This window comes from Microbulbifer agarilyticus S89, from assembly GCF_000220505.1.
In the GTDB taxonomy this organism is placed as follows: domain Bacteria; phylum Pseudomonadota; class Gammaproteobacteria; order Pseudomonadales; family Cellvibrionaceae; genus Microbulbifer; species Microbulbifer agarilyticus_B.
In genome coordinates, this window is record NZ_AFPJ01000019.1 from 26,567 (window position 1) to 47,327 (window position 20,761).

Annotated in this window: 17 protein-coding genes; 11 read left to right on the forward strand and 6 right to left on the reverse strand. The window is 55.3% G+C overall.

The genetic code is table 11. The features are described from left to right. Positions 1–113: 113 nt before the first annotated feature. A complete protein-coding gene (gene gyrA / locus AS89_RS0105455; protein ID WP_010131413.1) occupies positions 114–2,687 on the reverse strand; it encodes a DNA gyrase subunit A in 2,574 nt (857 codons plus the stop codon). A gap of 245 nt (positions 2,688–2,932) precedes the next feature. Between gyrA and AS89_RS0105460 the strand changes: the two genes are divergently transcribed. From AS89_RS0105460 to AS89_RS16980, 5 genes are all read left to right on the forward strand, one after another. After that, positions 2,933–4,300: a TRZ/ATZ family hydrolase gene (locus tag AS89_RS0105460; RefSeq protein WP_010131414.1), complete on the forward strand. Its 1,368-nt coding sequence runs from the start codon at positions 2,933–2,935 to the stop codon at positions 4,298–4,300. Positions 4,301–4,311: 11 nt separating this feature from the next. After that, positions 4,312–5,016: a bifunctional 2-polyprenyl-6-hydroxyphenol methylase/3-demethylubiquinol 3-O-methyltransferase UbiG gene (ubiG, locus tag AS89_RS0105465; RefSeq protein WP_010131415.1), complete on the forward strand. Its 705-nt coding sequence runs from the start codon at positions 4,312–4,314 to the stop codon at positions 5,014–5,016. A gap of 19 nt (positions 5,017–5,035) precedes the next feature. Next, positions 5,036–5,701 carry an HAD family hydrolase gene (locus tag AS89_RS0105470; protein ID WP_010131416.1) on the forward strand — a complete coding sequence of 222 codons (666 nt, stop codon included), beginning with the start codon at positions 5,036–5,038 and terminating at the stop codon, positions 5,699–5,701. Positions 5,702–5,732: 31 nt separating this feature from the next. Then, entirely contained in the window at positions 5,733–6,488 is a 756-nt protein-coding gene (locus AS89_RS0105475) for a YciK family oxidoreductase (protein WP_010131418.1), read from the forward strand. A 669-nt stretch (positions 6,489–7,157) separates the two neighbouring features. Beyond that, positions 7,158–9,116 carry a hypothetical protein gene (locus AS89_RS16980; RefSeq protein WP_081475678.1) on the forward strand — a complete coding sequence of 653 codons (1,959 nt, stop codon included), beginning with the start codon at positions 7,158–7,160 and terminating at the stop codon, positions 9,114–9,116. A gap of 126 nt (positions 9,117–9,242) precedes the next feature. On the opposite strand, the gene AS89_RS0105485 is transcribed toward AS89_RS16980, so the two are convergent. Genes AS89_RS0105485 through AS89_RS0105495 form a run of 3 tightly spaced genes read right to left on the reverse strand, consistent with a single transcriptional unit; the run spans position 9,243 to position 12,823 of the window. Further along, positions 9,243–11,021: an N-acyl-D-amino-acid deacylase family protein gene (locus AS89_RS0105485; protein WP_010131420.1), complete on the reverse strand. Its 1,779-nt coding sequence runs from the start codon at positions 11,019–11,021 to the stop codon at positions 9,243–9,245. Between the two features lie 29 nt (positions 11,022–11,050). After that, positions 11,051–11,794: a sulfite exporter TauE/SafE family protein gene (locus AS89_RS0105490; protein ID WP_010131421.1), complete on the reverse strand. Its 744-nt coding sequence runs from the start codon at positions 11,792–11,794 to the stop codon at positions 11,051–11,053. Positions 11,795–11,815: 21 nt separating this feature from the next. Next, positions 11,816–12,823, reverse strand: a complete 1,008-nt coding sequence (locus AS89_RS0105495) for a bile acid:sodium symporter family protein (RefSeq protein ID WP_237709635.1) — start codon at positions 12,821–12,823, stop codon at positions 11,816–11,818. Between the two features lie 348 nt (positions 12,824–13,171). On the opposite strand from AS89_RS0105495, the gene AS89_RS0105500 reads away from it, so the two are divergent. Both AS89_RS0105500 and murQ read left to right on the forward strand, forming a co-directional pair. Then, positions 13,172–13,984, forward strand: coding sequence for an MBL fold metallo-hydrolase (locus AS89_RS0105500; protein WP_010131423.1), 813 nt, complete (start codon positions 13,172–13,174; stop codon positions 13,982–13,984). 154 nt (positions 13,985–14,138) lie between these two features. Continuing rightward, complete coding sequence (murQ, locus tag AS89_RS0105505; protein ID WP_010131424.1) at positions 14,139–15,086, forward strand: N-acetylmuramic acid 6-phosphate etherase; 948 nt, start codon at positions 14,139–14,141, stop codon at positions 15,084–15,086. A 103-nt stretch (positions 15,087–15,189) separates the two neighbouring features. Here murQ and AS89_RS0105510 read toward each other — a convergent pair whose 3' ends face one another. Beyond that, on the reverse strand, positions 15,190–15,522 hold the full coding sequence (locus AS89_RS0105510) for a hypothetical protein (protein WP_010131425.1): 333 nt from the start codon (positions 15,520–15,522) through the stop codon (positions 15,190–15,192). A 174-nt stretch (positions 15,523–15,696) separates the two neighbouring features. Between AS89_RS0105510 and AS89_RS18135 the strand changes: the two genes are divergently transcribed. From AS89_RS18135 to AS89_RS0105530, 4 genes are all read left to right on the forward strand, one after another. Continuing rightward, positions 15,697–16,158 (forward strand): hypothetical protein, encoded by a 462-nt coding sequence (locus tag AS89_RS18135; protein WP_010131427.1) that lies wholly within the window; start codon positions 15,697–15,699, stop codon positions 16,156–16,158. Between the two features lie 367 nt (positions 16,159–16,525). Next, positions 16,526–17,677, forward strand: coding sequence for a sigma-70 family RNA polymerase sigma factor (locus AS89_RS0105520; RefSeq protein ID WP_010131428.1), 1,152 nt, complete (start codon positions 16,526–16,528; stop codon positions 17,675–17,677). Between the two features lie 122 nt (positions 17,678–17,799). Further along, a complete protein-coding gene (locus AS89_RS0105525; protein ID WP_010131429.1) occupies positions 17,800–18,456 on the forward strand; it encodes an acyloxyacyl hydrolase in 657 nt (218 codons plus the stop codon). Between the two features lie 235 nt (positions 18,457–18,691). After that, a complete protein-coding gene (locus AS89_RS0105530; protein WP_010131430.1) occupies positions 18,692–19,309 on the forward strand; it encodes a glycosyltransferase family 4 protein in 618 nt (205 codons plus the stop codon). 64 nt (positions 19,310–19,373) lie between these two features. On the opposite strand, the gene AS89_RS0105535 is transcribed toward AS89_RS0105530, so the two are convergent. Then, a complete protein-coding gene (locus AS89_RS0105535) occupies positions 19,374–20,537 on the reverse strand; it encodes a glycosyltransferase (protein WP_010131431.1) in 1,164 nt (387 codons plus the stop codon). Positions 20,538–20,761: the final 224 nt, after the last annotated feature.

Genomic DNA, 20,761 nt, shown 5'->3' on the forward strand with positions numbered 1-20,761 from the left:
GTTTCCACCCCTGTCGATTACAGAGCTTTCGCCAACACGGAAATGCCGGCCGTTAAAGTCAAAAAAGGCCGCGAAGAATCGCAGCCTTTTTTTAGATAAATCGGGATCAGAGGTTACTCCTCGGCAGCGCCGTCTCCGGCCGCCTCACCTTCTTCATCATCGGCTTCCTGAATCCGCGCCAGGCCCACTAGTTGCTCGCCACTCTTCAAGCGAATGACACGCACACCCTGGGTATTACGACCCAGAACAGAAACCTCGTCGACACGGGTTCGCACCAGCGTACCCTGATCGGAAATCAGCATAATTTCTTCAGCCGGGTGCACCTGACAGGCGCCAACCAGCGCACCGTTGCGCTCACTTTCAGCGATCGCGATGACACCCTGGGTGCCGCGCCCCTTGGTGGGGAAGTCGGCGGTGGCAGTGCGCTTGCCGTAACCATTCTCGGTCACCATCATCACCGAGCCGCCCTCTTCCGGGATCACCATGGAGATCACGGAAACGCCTTCGGCCATGCGGATACCGCGCACACCACGGGAAACACGCCCCATAGAGCGAACGTTTTCTTCAGCAAAACGCGCCGCCTTACCAGCACTGGTCAACAGCAGCACATCACGGCTGCCGTCGGTAATGGCAGTTGCCACCAGGCGATCGGTTTCTTCCAGTTCGATTGCGCGCAGGCCCACGCTACGTGGACGCGCAAATGCCGTCAGCGGCGTTTTCTTCACGGTACCGTTCGCGGTCGCAAAGAAAATAAAGTGGTCTTCATCGTATTCCGACACCGGCATCATGCTGCTGATACGCTCGTCTTCTTCCAGCGGCAGCATGTTCACCATCGGACGGCCACGGGAGGCACGACCGGCAGTAGGCACTTCGTACACCTTCAGCCAGTACACTTTACCCTTGTTGGAGAAGCACAAAATGGTGTCGTGGGAGTTGGCAATCAGCAGGTGCTCGACGAAATCTTCGTCTTTTACCTGAGTCGCCGACTTACCCATACCGCCACGGCGCTGGGCCTGATAATCCGCCAGCGGCTGGCTCTTGGCGTAGCCACCATGCGAGATGGTCACGACCTTGTCTTCCGGGGTAATCAGGTCTTCGACAGAAAGGTCCTGGCGGGAAGCCACGATATCGGTACGACGTTCATCACCGTACTCTTTTTCCAGCACTTCCAGCTCTTCGCGAATCACTTGCATCAAGCGCACCGGGCTACCCAGGATTTCCAGGTATTCCGCAATCTGCTCCAGACGCTCACTGTATTCGGCCAGCAGCTTGTCGTGCTCCATGCCGGTCAGACGGTGCAGGCGCAGCTCAAGGATTGCCTGTGCCTGGGCTGGCGACAGGTAGTAAGCGTCATCGCGCATACCAAATTCTTTCGGCAGGTCGTCTGGGCGGCAGGCATCGGCACCAGCACGCTCCAGGAACTGCTGCACATCACCTACCGGCCAACCTTTGGCCAACAGCGCTTCGCGGGCATCGGCGGGGGTAGCAGAGGACTTGATCAGCTCAATTACCGGGTCGATATTGGAGATGGCAATTGCCAGGCCTTCCAAGATATGCCCGCGCTCACGCGCTTTACGCAGCAGATATACCGTACGGCGAGTTACGACTTCCTGACGGTGGCGAATGAAGTATTCCAGCAGCTCTTTCAGGTTCAACAGCTTAGGCTGGCCATCAACCAGCGCCACCATGTTGATACCAAATACGCTTTCCAGCTGAGTCTGGGAATAAAGGTTATTCAGTACCACATCACCAAGCTCACCGCGCTTCAGCTCGATAACAATACGCAAGCCGTCTTTATCCGACTCGTCGCGCAGCTCGGAGATGCCCTCGATCTTCTTCTCTTTTACCAGCTCGGCAATACGCTCAATCAGGCGCGCCTTGTTCAGCTGGTATGGAATCTCATGGATGATGATCGTCTCGCGGCCCGACTTATCATCGCGCAGCACTTCCGCTTTGGCGCGGATATAGATACGTCCACGGCCTGTGCGGTATGCCATCAGGATACCGGCGCGGCCATTGATGATGGCGCCGGTGGGGAAATCCGGGCCCGGGATATATTCCATCAACTCGTCGACGGACAACTCGCTGTTGTCGATCAGCGCCAGGCAGCCCTTCACCACCTCACTCAGGTTGTGCGGAGGAATATTGGTTGCCATACCCACCGCAATACCGGAAGAACCGTTTACCAGCAGGTTCGGCACCCGCGATGGCAACACTTCCGGCATTTGCTCGGAGCCATCGTAGTTGTCGATAAAGTTGACCGTTTCTTTGTCCAGGTCCGACAGCAGTTCATGCGCCAGCTTGTCCATGCGAATTTCGGTGTATCGCATGGCCGCCGCGCTGTCGCCATCGATGGAACCGAAGTTACCCTGGCCATCTACCAGCATGTAGCGCAGAGAGAACGGCTGGGCCATACGCACGATGGTGTCGTACACCGCGCTGTCACCATGCGGGTGGTATTTACCGATGACGTCACCCACCACACGGGCAGATTTTTTGTACGGCTTGTTCCAGTCGTTCTTGAGTTCGTTCATTGCGTAGAGCACGCGCCGGTGAACCGGCTTGAGCCCGTCGCGCACGTCTGGCAGCGCACGGCCCACAATCACACTCATCGCATAGTCGAGGTAGGATTGCTTCAGCTCTTCTTCGATATTGATCGGAGAAATTTCTTTGGCTAATTCGCCCATATTTTCAGGCATTCCTTATCGTTAACGCCGCCAGCGGGTTGGCCCCGGCTTCACCTGCAACCGCCACCCGCAAATGGGTAAATACAGCAGCAGGCTGGAAACTGGTGGGGCCAGCAAGTCACGGACCCCGATCAAGCGGGCGATTCTACCACAATTGACGCGTAGGAGGACGACTTGTGCAGACTTGTTCACCGTCGCCGGCACCGCTAAAGTTTGCGCCTTTCTTCCGGAACAAAAAACGCACAATGGACAAGCCGCACCCCAGCAAAGCCGCACAAAAAACAAACAGCGCACAGGCAATCGACACTCTGATCCATGCCCGCTGGATCATTCCGGTGGTGCCTGAGAAGCGCGTGTATGAAAATTGCTCAATCGCAATCAAGGACGGCGTAATTACCGCGATTTTGCCAAGCGATGAAGCCCGCGTGCGCTTCACCGCAAGCGCGATACACGAGCTGGATAATCAGGTGGTAATCCCCGGCCTCATCAACACCCATAACCACGCCGCCATGAGCCTGCTGCGCGGTTTCGCCGACGACCAGCCGCTGATGACCTGGCTGGAAAAACATATCTGGCCGGCGGAGCAAAAATGGGTCAGTCCCGAGTTTGTTGGGGACGGTACCCGCCTGACCATTGCCGAGATGCTGAGAAGCGGCACCACCACCTTTTCCGATCAGTATTTTTTCCCCGAGGCCACCGCGGCCGCCGCGCGGGAAGCCGGCATTCGCGCACAAATCGCCTTCCCGATCATCGACTTTCCCAATGCCTGGTCCCGCGATGGCCTGGATGCGATCGACAAGGGCCTTGCACTGCGGGACGACTACCGCTCCCACAGCCGCATTGGTCTCGCCTTCGCCCCGCATGCCCCATATACGGTGGGCGACGCAACACTGCAAAAGATTGCCGTCTACGCCGACGAACTGGGCATGGCAGTACAAATGCACCTGCATGAAACGGCAGGCGAAGTGGAAAGAGCAGTCGCCGAAACCGGCCTGCGCCCCACCGAGCGGCTCCATCAATTGGGACTACTGTCACCGCAGTTTCTGGGCGTACATATGACCGCGGTAAATGATGCTGACATTGCCCTGATCAGCAAAACCGGCGCCCATATCAGTCACTGCCCCAGGTCCAACCTCAAGCTCGCCTCCGGTTTCACCCCGGTGGCCAAACTGCTGGAGGCCGACATCAATGTATCCATCGGTACCGATGGCCCCGCCAGCAACAATGGCCTCGACATGCTCATCGAGACCAACACCGCGGCACTGCTCGCCAAGGCAGTTTCCGGCGATGCCAGCGCCCTGCCCGCCCACCAGGCCCTGGCCATGGCGACGATCAATGGCGCGCGCGCACTCGGCATCGATGAAGTGACTGGCAGCCTTGAAGCCGGCAAAGCCGCAGATCTATGCGCGATCGACCTTAGCGCCATCGAGCAGCACCCTCTGCACGACCCGACCTCCCAGCTGATTTACACCGCCAACGGCCACAACGTGCGCAATGTGTGGGTGGCGGGCAAGCAACTGCTGAAGGACCGGGTGCTCACCACGATGAATGAAGTCGAACTGAAGCAACGGGCAGAGATGTGGCGTGATAGAATCGCCGGTCTGTCCAAGTAAGCAGGGCCAAAATGACCAACGTAGATCCGGCGGAAATCGCCAAATTTGAACAACTTGCGAGCCGCTGGTGGGATCAGCAGGGTGAATTCAAACCCCTGCACGAGATCAACCCGCTGCGCGCCAACTATATTGATCAGCGCGCCCCCGTTGCCGGCAAAAAGCTCCTCGATGTGGGTTGTGGCGGCGGTATTCTGTCGGAAGCCATGGCCCAGCGCGGCGCCGAGGTAACCGGCATCGATATGGGCGAAGCCCCCCTGAATGTGGCCAAGTTACACGCTCTTGAAAGCGGTGTATCCATTGATTACCGACGCATCCTGGTAGAGGAGCTCGCCGAGAAAGCTCCTGCCAGCTTCGACATCGTCACCTGCCTGGAAATGCTGGAGCATGTGCCGGACCCAGCCTCTGTGATCCGCGCCTGCGCAAAACTGGTCAAACCCGGCGGCCATGTGTTTTTCTCCACCATCAACCGCACGCCAAAAGGCTGGCTGTTTGCGGTGGTTGGCGCAGAGTACGTGTTGCGCCTGCTCCCCAAGGGCACCCACGAATACGCCAAATTCATCCGCCCGTCAGAGCTCGGCCGCTGGGTCCGTGAAGCGGACCTGCAAGCGCGCGACATCACCGGTATGACCTACAATCCCCTCACCAAGCAGTACAAACTGAACCCGAGGGACGTCGACGTGAATTACCTGATGCACACCACTCGCCCGGCGGAATAACTCCAGAAGTACCCCATTTATGAAAGCTGTACTCTTCGACCTCGACGGCACCCTGTTCGATACCGCTCCGGACTTCGTGGTGGTGCTCAACCAGCTGCGCGAGCAGGAACAATTGCCGCCACTGGCCGATGCCACTATTCGCGAGGTTGTATCCAATGGCGCGCGCGCCATGGTCCGTCTCGGTTTTGGGGTAGACGAAGGCGAACATGGCTTCGACACACTGCGCCAACGCCTGCTGGACCTCTATCTGATGCATCTGGCGAGACACACGGTACCGTTCCCCGGTATTGAGCGCCTGCTGAATGAACTCGCCGAAAACGACATTGCCTGGGGCGTTGTCACCAACAAACCATCGGCGTACACCATTCCCCTGATGCAAGCGTTTGCGCACCTGCCCACACCAGGGGCCATTATCTGCCCGGATGACGTCACCAATCGCAAGCCGGACCCGGAGCCCATTCTGCTCGCCTGCAGCCGCATTGGCTGCCAGCCGACGGAATCCGTTTATGTAGGCGACCACGAGCGCGACATCATGGCCGGCCGCGCTGCGGGCATGCCCACCATCGCCTGCAGCTATGGCTATATCGACAGCGGCGACGATCCAGAAAACTGGCAGGCGGATCATGTGATCCATCACGCCGATGAAATCTGGCCACTGCTGCAACAGCACTACCTGAACAAATAATTACACTTTCTATCGTTGAGCCTGAATTCTGATGTCTGAAATCATCACCAACTACCAAGCGCCCGCAGACCTGCTGAAAGATAAAATTATTCTAGTGACCGGTGCCGGCGACGGCATTGGCCGCGCTACCGCAAAAGCCTGCGCCGCCCACGGCGCCACCGTTATCCTGCTCGGCCGCACCGTATCCAAACTGGAAGCCGTTTACGACGAAATTGAAGCAGCCGGTGGCCCCAAGCCCGCCATCCTGCCCGTTGATCTATCTGACGTGCGCTGGGAACAGCTGGAATATCTGGCCCAGGGGGTGGACCAGGAGTTTGGCCGCCTTGACGGCCTGGTGCACTGCGCCGGCGTGCTCGGCCAGCGCACCCCGATTGCCAACTACCACTACGCCAACTGGCAACAGGTGATGCAAATCAATGTGAACGCGGCGTTTGGCCTGACGAAGGCCATGCTGCCACTACTGGAAGAATCCAAAGCGGGCTCAATCATTTTTACCAGCTCCAGCGTGGGCCTTAAAGGGCGTGCATACTGGGGCGCTTACTCGGTGTCAAAATTTGCCACCGAAGGCCTGATGCAGGTCTTGGCAGACGAAGTGGATGGCGTTTCCAACATCCGCGTCAACAGCGTCAACCCCGGCGCCACCCGCACCAATATGCGTGCCGCCGCCTACCCGGCAGAAGACCCGGCAACCGTCACCACTCCGGAAGACATTATGCCGACCTATCTGTACCTGATGGGCGACGATAGCCTCGGGGTAAGCGGCAAACAATTTAACGCACAAAGCTAAATAATCACCTGCCCAGCTCAACCCGCCAGCGCGGGTTGAGCCGCCCCCCACATGCGCCGCGCATGCGAGCAATGGCCAAACAACAACCATACCTATCTAAATCGCTCTGGCAGGAAAATCCGCTGCCTTAGCGAATCACAGCCTGCACTCTATTACCCCAACACCAAAGTGATAACGCGGTGTTAGCAGTGGAACTGCGAAAATATTAAACAGCAAAGTCATGGTCCAGTAACAAGTGTCAACAGCCCAACTGATGATTGAGCAAAGGTGACCCATAGAATTCTCACCAAACATAAGCGATAAATAAACACTATCAACTATCGCCAGGCTTACTAGTAACAATACTTTTTACATACAGCTTCCAGCTTCAACTCACTCATACATAAATTAAGGTTGTCGCCATTTCTCTATGAATAATTCTAATTACTCCTCCCTTCTACCCCGACACTTAAGAATTTAAAGATTAAAAAATGGAATGTATAAATAAACACCTATGTTATTATAAATATTCATTCAAGCCATTTGCTAACTCACTCAAACAGCATCAATTTAGCCCCCAAATATCTTGAGTTTTATGCCGTTACAATCCGGCAATTTGGTAGTTAAATTTGAAACACCAAAATAGATACTCCACTTCTACTAAAGTGGTATTCGATAAGTAGGGATACAATGCAACCTCAAAATAACCGAACCCCGATCCAGGCTTTTAGCCTCCTCCGTGGATTCTTATCTTTGATTTCCACAGCGGTTTTACTTTCTGCCTGTGGCGGAGGGGGCTCATCCTCCGGGGCAAATAACAACACTGGGAATCAAAGCAATTCCGTAACGGAAGAGCAGTTTTCCTCAGCGACTATTCAGGCCGGCCCGGCTCCCAAACAAATTACATTTTCATGGAATTTTAATGGCAATGCAGCCGGATATCGGCTTGAATCAAACCCGGATGGAGTCTCCGGCTATCACATAGTCGACCTAAACGGGGACGGAATTATCGATGAAGCGGATGAGCTTGCGTCCGATGCGGAAGACTTCACAATGGTTCTACCGCTCCATTTGACCGACCCGCTCTACACTCGCTATCAGCTGGTCGCAATCGATGCTTCCTCACAAGAAATTGCCAGGAGTGACGAAATACCTCTCCTACAAATCCGAGTAGAGTCACTGGTTGGGTATATCAAAGCATCAAATGCCGAAGCTAATGACAGGTTCGGATACCCCGTTGCCTTATCCACTGATGGTAACACCCTCGCTGTTGGTGCTTTTGGAGAAGATAGTAGTGCCAATAAAGTTAGTATCGACGGCACTGGAGAAACTGACAACTCGTCTTCTTCTAGAGGGGCGGTGTATGTGTTTACAAAGGTGGATGGCATATGGTCACAGCAAGCATATATAAAGGCATCCAACGGAGAGGCGGGTGATTTTTTCGGCAGATGGGCTCTCGCAATTTCTGCAGACGGTAATACACTCGCGGTCGGCGCCAACCAAGAAGATAGTGGCGCCAGCGCGATCAGCAATGACGGCGCTGGCGAAAATGATAATAGTATCGAAGATGCTGGCGCGGTCTATATATTTCAACGCACAGAAACCAATTGGGAACAACAGGCGTACATTAAGGCTTCCAACCCTGGCCCAAGAGACTCTTTTGGTGTTGCGGTAGCCATTGCCGCCGACGGTAACACCCTCGTTGTCGGTGCCAATTTAGAAGACGGCGGCACGGTAGGAATTAGCAGCGACCCATCCGCGCAACTTGATGACTCTACGCGAGCCAGCGGAGCTGCATACATCTTTCAGCGCGCAGGAACGCTCTGGTCGCAGGAGGCATACATAAAGGCATCGAACACTGGCATCGAGGACTTTTTCGGTACATCAGTAGCCATTTCTGCGGACGGCTACGGTGTCGCCATCGGTGCTAGCGAAGAATCCAGTGGCGCCCAAGAAATCAGCACCGACGGCGCAGGCGAAAGCGACAATAGCAAAACCAGTTCTGGTGCCGCCTATCTCTTTACAAAAGATGACACAGGGTGGAGACAGGAGGCCTACATCAAAGGCTCAAATTCCTCTAGTGAAGATCGCTTTGGCGAGACTGTTAGCCTCTCACCTGATGGTACCACCCTTGCTGTTACCGCGATTAGTGATGAATACTATAGTTCTTGCGATCCTCATGATGTTTATGCCCCTAGTTATGCCGGTGCAGTTTATGTTTTTGCACGCGGTGAATCTGGCTGGTCAGAAGAAAAATATATCAAACCTGAGCAAATAGAGTGCGAGGACTTTTTCGGAAATTCACTCAGCCTCTCAACCGATGGGAGCCTGCTGGCCATTGGTGCACCGGGTGAAGACGGCGCGTCTACGGGTATTTCCACCAATAGCAGTGGACTGAGCGATAATAGCAGCCGGAACGCCGGCGCCGTCTATCTTTACCAGAGAAGCGAATCTGAGTGGTCGCAAATCGCATATATAAAGGCCCCCAACACCGATGCGGGGGATCTTTTTGGGACCGCCACCGCTTTAAGTTCAGACGGGAAAACCCTGGTTATTGGTGCTTCCGGAGAAGACAGCTCTGCCACCGGTATACAGGGTGAGCAACAGGATAATGAAGCGAAGGGCTCCGGAGCCGTTTACGTTTACTAGTAATTGGGCAAACACTGAAAGCATGTTTTGCTGAGTTGAAATAGACTGGATTCTGGGTTGTTTTCAGCCGCAGGGTTAATACTCCTCTGCGGCTTACCACCTTCAACAAGAAGCCTCTACCTATTTCTAGGCTTCTGGCATTTTTAGCCCGACAACTTCACGGTTTACCAGGAACTTCCCATAGTCGCTGGAAGAACCAAAATCGGCAGCGAAGTTATCTTCGGTAGCGCCCTCTTTTTGATAAACGATATTACCGTTTACCAGGGTTGCCTCAACCGCATCGTCGTTGCGTTTGACCAGGCGATCCATACCGAAGCCTTCCATCGGCGCTTCGTGGATCTGATCCACATCATCGTTTACACCTTCAGGATTCAGGATCACCACGTCGGCGCGATCCCCCTCACGGATGTAGCCGGCGCTCAGGCCGAACCAGCTGCCCAAGTCACCGGTGAGCTTGTGCACGGCTTCGGCATTGGTCATAAACGGTGAACCCGCTTTTTCCGCATCGAACACATACTTCAGCATGCGCAGCGGGAAGTTGTACATGGCGAGCGAACGAATATGCGCCCCGCTATCGCCAAAGCCAATATGCGTCGAGGGGCTCTTGATGAGCTTTTGCATAATGTGCGGGCGCGCATTGGAGTAATTGGTTTTCCAGCGCAGCTGCTCTTTGTATTTGGTCGCCAAGTCGAAGTAGGCATCGACGGGATCTACACCATAGGTATCGGCAATTTCTTTGAAGTTCTTGCCCACCAGGGACTCGTCCGGGCAATGGGTGATCCAACCATCGCTAAAGTCGCGGTGCCAAAGACCCACGGTGAAGATCTCGGAGATATGCTTCTTGAACTCCTTGCGGAATTCCGGCTCGTTAATCTTCTTGTACAGCTCGGACTCGTCTTTCATGTCCCGCAACAAAGCGCCGGTCTCAAACTCCTCAAACGCATTCACATTCAACCCTTCCAGGTGCACCGTGAACGGCGCTGGCAGGGTCTGCCAGCGGTAGTTGCCACGCAGCACTTTGTTCGCCAGCCAGCCGCTGGCGCGGGTAATGAGATGCAGGAACGGGTTGGACTTTAGATCCAGCGCGGTCAACATCGTGACCTTCATCGGTTTGCGGAACAGACCATGGGCCTGCCACAGGAAGCCAAACACATTCACTTTCTTCACCGCGTCCGGCGCGCCCTGCAGGATGGCACCGCGGCGACGCAGAATCTTGAACAGGCGCTTGAACTCCCACCAGGTGGAGAAGGTTGATGGCAACGGCTGGCTCCAGGCACGCTCGCCGTCCATTTTATCCAGCTTGGTGGTCATCATGGACATGCCAACGCAACCCGCATCCAGCGCCTCTTCCAGCATGCGCTCCATTGCCTGCATTTCCTCTTCGGTCGGCTTTACGTCGCTGGTAGCACGGTCGATACCCATCGCCGCTACACGCATATCGCTGTGACCGATAAAGCTCAAAACGTTAGGGCCCAGTGGATGCTGGTCATAGAACTCGCGGTAACCCTTGGCATCGGTCCACTGCTTTTTTTCAAACAGGATTGGCAATACCGCCTCACGAGGTACCGCCTCAACCCGCGTAAACAGATCGGAGCAGTCTTCCGCGGCACTATTCACCATAGAGATGGAGCAGGAACCAATGGCGATGGAGGTCACACCGTGACGCACGGATTCTTTGAGCGCAGGCGCGGCAACGACCTCGGCATCATAGTGGCTGTGAATCTCGAGAAACCCCGGGGTTACCCATTTGCCCGCTGCATCAATAACGTTGCCGGCCGCAGATTCATCGAACGGCTGTTCACTGACCTTCGCGATTTTTCCATCTTTGATCGCAACGTGGGCCAGTTTTTCCTTAGCCTTGGAGCCATCAAAATAAGTACCATTTTTAATAATGATGTCGTACATAGATGCGATACCGCCAATTCTACTTATCGTTATTGAGTGAGATAGCGACTGGCGATCAGGATCACGCCGGTCACAAACAGCAGGGTGTAGACCCCGATTCTGAAGTGGTTTTCATTCAAGCGGTCGTGCAGGTAATTACCCAGCTTTACGGCAATCACCAACAGCGGCAGATACCAAACCACATTGATCAGTAACGGCTGCATGCGTCCGTCCAGTAAAAATGCAGTAAACAGCAGACAGTTCATGCTGAACCACACGGTGACCATGGTGGCGCGGAAACGGGCCTTATCGATTTTGGTACCGGCGACCGCATACACCAGCAGCGGACCGCCACTGGCAAACAGACCATGGGTGATGCCCGCGAAGTAGGTAATCAATCGTGTCAGCCAGGCAGGCTTGGCACGGTCATCAAACTGGTGGTACAGGCGGTACAGCTCCCGGCCGGAGAACCAGATAATCAGCACCCCCAGCGCCTGCTTGAGGAACTCTTCATCCAGATAAGGTTTGGCAAAGTACCCGGTCAGGGTACCGAGCAGCATGCCCGGCAAAATGGTTTTGAACAGCAGCGGCAAGTCGATGTTGTGCCGGTTTTTGAATGCCAGGGTGCTGGTCATGGGAATATTCAGTGCCACCAGAATCGGCAAAATCATATCGATTGGCAGGAACAACAGCCCCAGAGACAGTGCCACCACGATGCTGCCAAAACCGGTAATCGCCTCCAGCGTAAAGGCCAGTAAAATAATGAGGCCAAAGAGAACCCAAAGGATTTCCACTACTACAACTCCTGAAATCGCTTACGCTTTATTTTGAATCTGATGGGTTTGCACGGGGGCGTCTACGGGCCGGCGGGACCAATAGGTAGACAAGGTGATACCACTGACCAGATGCCAGACACCCCAGAAACCAGCGATCAGCAGCATGCCCGACGCATTGGGGAAGAAGGTGAAGATGATGACCAGCGCGAGAGCGCCGTTCTGAATGCCCACTTCCAGGGAAATTGCTCGACAATCCGCTGGTGGCAGGCCCGACAACTTGGCCCCCCAATAGCCCAGGAAAAGGGCCAGGGCGTTGTGGGCAACGACCAGGAAGAAAAACAAATTGAAGTGCTGCAAGAACTGATCGGTATTCTTGAAGAAAGCGATCGCCGCAAGCAGTAGCATCAAGCCCATGGCAAACAGGCGCAGGGGCTTTTCTACTTTTCGTGACAGGCCCGGAAAGCGCCCGCCTACCAGCATCCCCAGCATCAGGGGCACGCCGAGCACCATAATCACCACCAACAGCAAACCGACCGGATCCATGGCGATTTCGGTCAGCAGTGGACGGGTATGGGGGTTCAGCCAGGAATACAGGGCAAAGTTGAGTGGCGTCAGTACGCTGGCAGCAACGCTGGATACCGCGGTCATACTGACGGAAACGGCAACATTCCCGCGCGCCACCCAGGTCATGATATTGGAGAAGGTGCCACCGGGGCATGAGGCGACCAGCATCATGCCCATGGCCAGCATTGGATCAATTCTGAGGAACCAGGTCGCGGCACAAGTAGCCGCCGGCAAAATCAGAAACTGCAATACCAGCCCGATAATAGGTGCCTTGGGGTTCCTGGCAATGCGCTTGAAATCGTCGGGTTTGAGCTCCAGTGAAACACCGAACATCATGATGGCAATCATGACGTTGAGCGCAACGAGCGTCTCGGGATTGAAGTCGAGGGAGACTGGGTCCATACCACCGCCGCTATCGTTATTATTGAATCTCCCAGAGGAGCTGCCCCCCAGACGCGCAGAGATCCAATGAATTCTCGGCATACGGGGACAGTTTCCTGACGGGCCTAAAGCATATGCCAACCGCCGCGCGTTATCGTAGGTCAAATAAGGACATGCAATTGTCCGTTAAAGACCAGCCCCACAGCGACCGACAGCCAGCTCGCAGGAACTGGCGACGCCCACACTAGGCAAGTCGCACCAGATTTGCAATCAATCAAATACTCTACATGTCCGTATTTGACGAAGATATAGGGCACATGGGACAGCGCGGACAAAATTGTCATGCAGATCATACGAATCGGCTATTCCCTCCTCCCCACCCACTGCCGGACAATCCCACCACCCTATATTTCCATTTCCTTCCCTTTTGCCACCCACAGCAGGTAACGCGTGTCTGTCATTGAGTCTTTCCGCCACCACGATCTCGAAGCCCTGCGTGTCGGCCGCCTGAATATGGGAGTGAACTCCTCATTCGTGGTGTATCGATTGCACGGCACCCTGGTTGATTGTGGGCCGAGCAACCAGTGGAAACACGTAAAGCGATTTGTCCAGTCCGGGCCCATGCGCCAGCTCCTGCTGACACACCACCACGAGGACCACAGCGGTAACGCCGGCGCTATCCAGCAGCTTACGGAAATACAGCCACTGGCGCCGCCCGCAACCGTGGAGATATTGCGACAGAAATTTAAGGTGCCCGGTATTAGGCGTTTCGTATGGGGCGAACCCTATTGGGCCGACGCCGCGCCGCTACCCGAAGAGCTGCACATTGGCAAAGAGCCCGTGCAGGCGCTCTTCTCTCCCGGCCATACGGTGGATATGACCTGCTACCTGCTGCCAGAGCGCGGCTGGCTGTTCAGTGCGGACCTGTACATTGCCAACTATTTGAAAATGCTGCACAACGGCGAGCATTTACCCACTCTGCTCAACAGTATTCGAGACATCCTCGCCCAGGATTTCGACACCATTCTCTGCCCGCATCGCGGAATCGTGGAAAGCGGCCATCTGCGTTTGCGGGAGAAATACGAATTCCTGCTCAACCTCGCCAGTAACGCCCAGGATCTGCGCAGGCAAGGCTATTCCCCCAAGGAAGTTACCCGCAGGCTACTGGGCAAAGAGCCGGTACTGGCGATCATCACCGGTTTCGAGTTCAGCAAGCAGCGCTTGATTCGTGCCAGCCTGAAGGTCAATTTAAACGACCACTGACCCGCGCACGCAAACGGTATCGAGCCGGCTGCGGCCTCGCCCCAGAATGCCCTCACGGTGGTGCACCAACGCTCGGCGGATTACACTTTTCCGGTCTGACACCACATTTCATGTGACCAGCAAGTCCCACGCACTCACTCACCGCGAGAGGGATATGACCAACACCAATCACAACGACCGTCCTGAATCTATCAGCGAAGAGATGGGCATACTCACCAGTGAGTCGCGCAATCCGAGCACGCAGGACATCGACCTCCTGCCAACGCTGGGTATCCTGGAAAAGATCAACGATGCCGACAGCGGTGTACCTGCCGCCGTGCGCGAGGTGCTACCCGAAATCGCCCAGGCGGTCGACGCAACCGTAGCGGCATTCAAGGCTGGCGGACGCCTCATCTATATGGGTGCGGGAACCAGTGGCCGGATTGGCCTGCTCGATGCAGTCGAATGCCCGCCTACCTACGGGGTCCCAGAAGGCATGGTTGTACCGCTCATTGCCGGCGGAGAAGAAGCGGTGCACCGCGCGCAGGAGGGTGCCGAAGACAACCCGCAACTGGGTGAGGAAGATCTCAGGAAAATCCAGCTGACGGGCGATGATGTGGTCGTGGGAATTGCGGCCAGTGGACGCACCCCCTATGTCACCGGCGGGCTGCGTTACGCGCGCTCACTTGGCTGCACTACCGTGGCACTGGCCTGCAACAAATCGGCGGCAATCGCTGATGAGGCCGACATCGCCATACTCCCCGAAGTCGGACCGGAAGTACTGACCGGCTCCACGCGCATGAAAGCGGGAACTGCGCAAAAGCTGGTACTCAACATGCTGACCACCGCCAGCATGATTCGTATTGGCAAGAGCTTTTACAACTTAATGGTCGACGTGAAAGCCACCAACCTGAAGCTGGTCGACCGTACCCGGCGCATCGTAGTGGAGGCTACAGGTGTGAGTTACGAGGAAGCCGACAAAGTCTTGGACCGCTGCGATCACAACGCCAAACTCGCGATTATGATCCTGCTCAGTGGGCTGGAACAGCAAGAGGCCCAGGCAGCACTCGACCGTGCGGATGGCTTTTTGCGCCTAGCGCTACAAAATATTGGGAAAGGCTAGAAGGTTTATGCCGGGGAATTCCATACAAAAAAATACCCGGACAGCCCACTGCCCGGGTATTTCTTGGGGGGGCGGGAAGCGCCCCTCCGACACGCTGCAAATATCACTCTTCGCTGTGATCGATCTCGTCCGCAGCTTCCTCAACCGCTTCCTCAGCGACGTCCGCCATTGCTTCTGTCGTTTCATCGAGCGCATGACCCATGGCCTCAGGCACGTCAGCAAACACGTCCCCTTCCGCTGACGCCATGATGTCGCCGGCCTGATCGCTCTCTTCGACCATCTCCTCGGCTTCAGCTACCGCCGCTTCAACCTCTTCAACGATCTGCTCTTCCTCAACCACCGCCTCGGCCTGAGGTGCAGTAGTATCCAGATTGGTGTAGTAGAAATAACCACCAATGGCGGCGATGGCAATTGCGGGAATCAACAGCTTCTTCATAGTCGGCTACCCCTGTGTGTTGTTTACAATGATGCTTTATGGTTTTTTTACATTCGCGCGCGACTATTCTTCCACGGTGTGCCCAAAGGAAGTGTGACAGGTAACTCAAAATGCATGGCGGGAACCACAGTAGTGGTACAATGCGCCGCAGACTTAACGTACGGAACTGACTTTATGCGCAAATCCCCCAACACACGTCCCTGCTCGTTCCAGGTGTTGCTCTCATCCTCCCTATTTGCAATGACCTTACTGAGCCTACCCGCCACAGCCGCCACCGTTGAGGAAGAGCTGAAGCAGTGCACCGAATTCAGTGACGATGCAAAACGCCTAGCCTGCTACGACAAGCTCGCCGGCAATTTACAGGCACACGTAGAACAGCGCTTTGGGCAAGAAGAAAAAAGGGCGATTGCAGAGGCGCCTGAATCGATCACGGCGATTATTGAAAGCGCCCAGAAAGGAGCCTACGGCAAATACACTTTCACCCTGGATAATGGTCAGGTTTGGCGCCAGACCGACAGCGGCCGCACCATCTGGCGCGGTGGTGAGCAGGTGACAGTGGAGCGCGGGGCGCTCGGCTCTTTCTTTATGCGCAAAGCCGATGGCGGTCGCGCTCTTCGGGTAAAACGGATTCAATAATTCGGTCATTACCACACAGTCCGCGCCGCAAGGCGCGGATAGACGAAAACTATCTAACCACCCTGCCCCTAACAACAGACAGCGAAATAGACGAATTTCGCCCAACTAGCGCAACTTTGCCGCTACAACCGGGCAATGAGAGCCTATCCGCTGACCGAAGCGCCATAAGGCGCAAATTCGTACCAGTCAGTCGCGTATTCTCAGCAATTTCCGCCACGGAATTCTTCCCTTCACCTATAGTCAAATGGTCCGCATGGCAATTTTTGCGCCATGCCGCGATCCTGCGAAAGGATGACGCCGGTAATCTAACGGCAGCAGCGTGGTCCACAAGGCAAAACTGCGCTGCCACAGCATAAGGTTCAGACTTTTGTCCCGAGTAAATATCGAAACAAGGGATGACCAGTGGCTGAAGGAAAATAGCAACAATGTAAACGGGAGCAGCTTCCATCGGGAAGACTCCGAACAATCCATGCAACCCCGCGGGGAAGCCGTCGAGGAAGACACAAGCACCGAGGATTCCCTCGGCGATAATGTCGGCACCCCGATGCAGAACTACCTCAAACACCTGTATCGGCTAGACCTCCTGACACCGGAGGATGAACACACCACTACCTGCCTGTTGAGGGATTTGGAAGAGAAAATCATCGCTTTGTTACAAAAGCGCGGCGTCACGCTGGTGGACTTGCGCAGTGAGGGCGTCGAGCAACGTGGCAGCACTGGCGCCTACGATCATGGGCTAATCATTGCGAAAACCGATGAGCTGCTCGCAACAGGCAAAATTTCGCAACGCGACCGCAGTGCGCTGCAAAACTTGATGAAAAAATTCAAGGCGCAGCGCAAGAAACTGATCCAATGCAACTTGCGGCTCGTCATCGCCATTGCCAAACGTTTCAGGAACCCCGCGGTCCCCTTTATTGACCTGATTCAGGAGGGCAACGTGGGCTTGATGAAAGCCATTGAGCGTTTCAAGCCACAGATGGGTTACCGGTTTTCCACGTATGCGTACTGGTGGATCCAGCAGGAAATCCAATTGACCTTGCGGCGCAACGACGACATGGTGCGCCAGCCTGCGAATGTTCAGGATGACCTGCGCAATATCTATCGCGCGATCAATCAGGTTCGCTCGGAGGGCCTGTCCGCCTCTGATGAAAATATTGCCAAGCAAACCGGGCTGGATATTGAGCGGGTGCAGAGCCTGTTGAAATTGCCCGGTCCGACCAGCTCGCTAGACGATCCTATTTCTGACGATCAAAGCAGTACGCGCCTGGATTATGCACCCGCCGGTGAAATGTTTAATACCGATGAATTGGTATCCAATCAAGAGCTGGCACAGCGACTGCGGGATGCCGTCAACAAGTTGCCGCCCAGGCAACGCACGGTGCTGAGCCTGCGCTACGGTTTGATATCGGACCGGGACTGCTCATTCCGGGTTATCGGAGAACAGCTGGGCTTAAGCCAGGAACGGGCCAGACAACTGCATTCTGATGCGTTGCGACAACTGAAGCGCCAATGGCGCTAGCATCACCGAGGTATTAACCCATGAACTAGCGCCCCGGAATTCGGGGCGCAAAGCTTGTCTTCAGCGGGAATCCGGCTAACCTAGTAATACTGCCACTAACAGCAATAAACGGCGATTGCACTATGCCCAGCTACTCCCGTCTTCCAGACTGTCATCACCCCTGTCCGCCTGCTGCAAAGTCCGAGTCCCTGCGCCCAAACCGCACTACCGCGCACACTCTTATCGCCCTACTCTGCGCAGCCATTCTGGGGCTAACGGCAGACAGAACCCATGCCGCTTTTACCGGTACGGATGGTGCTCAGGAGTGGATATTCAGCGGTGGCAAGGGCATTGGCAGCGCCCTGATACAGCAGCGCTCCAATGCGGGCGCCGATATGCTGGGAGCGAACTGGTCCTACCAGTTTTATGATTACCCGGGCAGTCATCGATTGCAGTGGTGGGCTCAGGTCAGCTTCAGCCATATGCGCATCAACCATCGCGGCGAAAAGCAGAAGCAAAAAATCTGGGAGCTAAAACCCGTGCTGAGGTGGTATCCGCAACCGGAAGCCAAAGGGATATTCGGTGAAGTCGGTGTGGGCGCCGCCTATTTGAGCGAGCGCAGTTTTGCCAATATCGATTTATCCACCAACCTAAATTTTTCCCTGCATTTTGGCACCGGCTATACGTTGGACAATGGCCACACCCTATCTCTTCGCTACAGCCATTTCTCCAATGGCTATACCAACACACCCAATCCGGGCTTTGATTTTGCCTCGCTGAATTGGCACGCCAAATTTTGACGATCGGGTGACTTTATGGCGCGCTCAACTAATCCGGGAGTCAGCCTCAGGGAGCCTGCGGAAAGGTAACTGTCACAATTGGATCAACAATTTGTCATATCGATCGGGGACAATAAGCGCCCTCTAGCAAAGTGCATGATGTGCATGTGCCAGGCGCCGTAACGATATCGCAAACTGGATATCCGCTCCTCACACTAAGTTCTGCGCGGCGCAAATACACCGGATGTATAGCCGTATGATCCAGACTATCTGCCACCTGATTGCCAGCCGCGAACATGGTGGACTTGAAAAACATGTCGCCGACCTGTCGCACTGGCAAGCGTGCAATAGGGATGTTCAGGTCGCGGTGATCGCGCACCCCCGCTATCTGTCGACACTGGATGAGCGCATTCAATTTATTCCACTTAACACCGACCGCAGCCGGCTCGACCCAAATCTGGTCTGGCGACTGTCCAATTTGATTCGCAAGGGGGAATACCAGATCGTCCACGGGCACGGGTCAAAATCGGCGCAACTACTTGCGGCGGTCAAGCCGTTTACCGAGACACAACAAGTAATCACCCGTCACAATGTTCGGCACCCGCGGGACAAATTGGCCAGCGCGTTTGACGCGCGCATCGCAATAAGCGAAAACATTGTTGCCAACTCCAAACTGACCTGGAATATCATCCCCTACGGCGTCGCGTCACAAACCGACTCCAGCCCAAATTCGGGCAGCACAGGTAAAACCTCGCAGATATTCAGTGGCCGCGAATCGCCCCGCCGACAAGTTACCGACGGTTTCACGCTGGATGCGATGGGCACAGCGACCTGGGAGATCTACTCCCAACTCATTCCAGAGCTGACAAGCTGACAGCGCACACCCAACCACCACGAAGCGCCCAACTATCCGCAAGGCGCCTAACTAACACGCCTAACTAGGGCGCTCCGCGCACCTGCCGAAACCAGCCCACAGCACGGGCACCCAACTCTTCAAGGCTAAAGCCACTAAAGTCGATGACCTCCGGCTTGTGTAAAATTGCCAGACACGTGGCCACCAACGGCTTGTCGGAATCGCTGTTTTCCGCACCATCCTCGCTGCTGTCCACCAGGCCCTGTGGGAAGCATTTCTGCAACACTTCAGCACCTGGCCCAGTAAGGGTTACCGCAGGGCACCCCATGGCGAGCGCTTCAGACACCACGCGTCCATCGGAATACAATGGGTCCGACAGCTCGAAGGTGATCCGTGCGCTGGCATAAAGCTCACGCATATCCCTGCGGGGCCCAAGAAACACGACATACTCGGCAAGCCCCATGGACTCCGCACGCCGTTCGAGTTCGCGCGCAAATTTTTCCTGCCCGGGCACGACATCACCAACAACAAGGCCAAACAGGTCTTCGCGCTCCTGCTTTAGTTCGGCGAGCAGCTCCAGAAACTTGTCCTGCCCCCTACCCGGACCAATTTCGGCAGGCAGCAATAGCCAGCTTCGGCCCTCGAGTTGGGGATAGTTATTGAGCAAGCGCTGCTGCCAATGCCCTGATACAGGAGCACGCCGATCCAATTCCCGCAGATTTACACCACGGTACAGGTGGCGCACCGTAAATGGAGTGGGAGAATCTTCCGGATCGGCGAGTGGTATTTCAAAGCGCTTTGACAAGCGCCGGGCAAGATCCTGTGAAGCGGTAAAGACCAACTCGCCACGGGCAACGGCACCCTTCATCCAGCCGCGGCCAAAGATACCGCCTCGGGGCCAGCTATGCAGGAAAGTAATCAGACGCGGACGCGCGGCCTCAGGGAGTGCCTGCCAAATCTTCCACCCATGCCAGCTGCACAGGCTATCTCGACACAACAACACATCGGCTTGCAAGGATTCCAGTTGCTTGCGAACCTTGCGGTGCAATCGACCATTCAGCAAGCCTTTACGGTGAACCGGCAACTCGAAATGCTGGCAATTATGTAAAGTCAGGCGAGACACCAAAGAGCCCCCGGAAGAAATCACCGAAGACTCATGCCCTTGCCGGGCCATTTCCTGGGCAAATTCGAGGGCTTCCTGCGCTAACTTGCCGCCTTCCATCGACGGTACCACCTGAACAATTCGCATGTCTTTCCCTTCCCGCACATCGTTCTTGTATGTGTGGTCGATTGTACCTCTGAAATATGTACCGCTGAAATATGCGCCAACAGGGACAAATTTCATTTTTCCGCCACGGTTCACAAAACACGCGCCAACTGATCACGCTTACCGGTACAATATCGGGAATATAAAGAGGTAAACACACACCATTACGCTCGCTGACTAATTGCAAGCGAACCAATAGGCAGACG

Bases quoted from the DNA above. Each gene is read 5' to 3' on its own strand.
- gyrA (WP_010131413.1), bottom strand. From the start codon at position 2,687: ATGGGCGAATTAGCCAAAGAAATTTCTCCGATCAATATCGAAGAAGAG.
- AS89_RS0105460 (WP_010131414.1), top strand. From the start codon at position 2,933: ATGGACAAGCCGCACCCCAGCAAAGCCGCACAAAAAACAAACAGCGCA.
- ubiG (WP_010131415.1), top strand. From the start codon at position 4,312: ATGACCAACGTAGATCCGGCGGAAATCGCCAAATTTGAACAACTTGCG.
- AS89_RS0105470 (WP_010131416.1), top strand. From the start codon at position 5,036: ATGAAAGCTGTACTCTTCGACCTCGACGGCACCCTGTTCGATACCGCT.
- AS89_RS0105475 (WP_010131418.1), top strand. From the start codon at position 5,733: ATGTCTGAAATCATCACCAACTACCAAGCGCCCGCAGACCTGCTGAAA.
- AS89_RS16980 (WP_081475678.1), top strand. From the start codon at position 7,158: ATGCAACCTCAAAATAACCGAACCCCGATCCAGGCTTTTAGCCTCCTC.
- AS89_RS0105485 (WP_010131420.1), bottom strand. From the start codon at position 11,021: ATGTACGACATCATTATTAAAAATGGTACTTATTTTGATGGCTCCAAG.
- AS89_RS0105495 (WP_237709635.1), bottom strand. From the start codon at position 12,823: ATGCCGAGAATTCATTGGATCTCTGCGCGTCTGGGGGGCAGCTCCTCT.
- murQ (WP_010131424.1), top strand. From the start codon at position 14,139: ATGACCAACACCAATCACAACGACCGTCCTGAATCTATCAGCGAAGAG.
- AS89_RS0105510 (WP_010131425.1), bottom strand. From the start codon at position 15,522: ATGAAGAAGCTGTTGATTCCCGCAATTGCCATCGCCGCCATTGGTGGT.
- AS89_RS18135 (WP_010131427.1), top strand. From the start codon at position 15,697: ATGCGCAAATCCCCCAACACACGTCCCTGCTCGTTCCAGGTGTTGCTC.
- AS89_RS0105525 (WP_010131429.1), top strand. From the start codon at position 17,800: ATGCCCAGCTACTCCCGTCTTCCAGACTGTCATCACCCCTGTCCGCCT.
- AS89_RS0105530 (WP_010131430.1), top strand. From the start codon at position 18,692: ATGATCCAGACTATCTGCCACCTGATTGCCAGCCGCGAACATGGTGGA.
- AS89_RS0105535 (WP_010131431.1), bottom strand. From the start codon at position 20,537: ATGCGAATTGTTCAGGTGGTACCGTCGATGGAAGGCGGCAAGTTAGCG.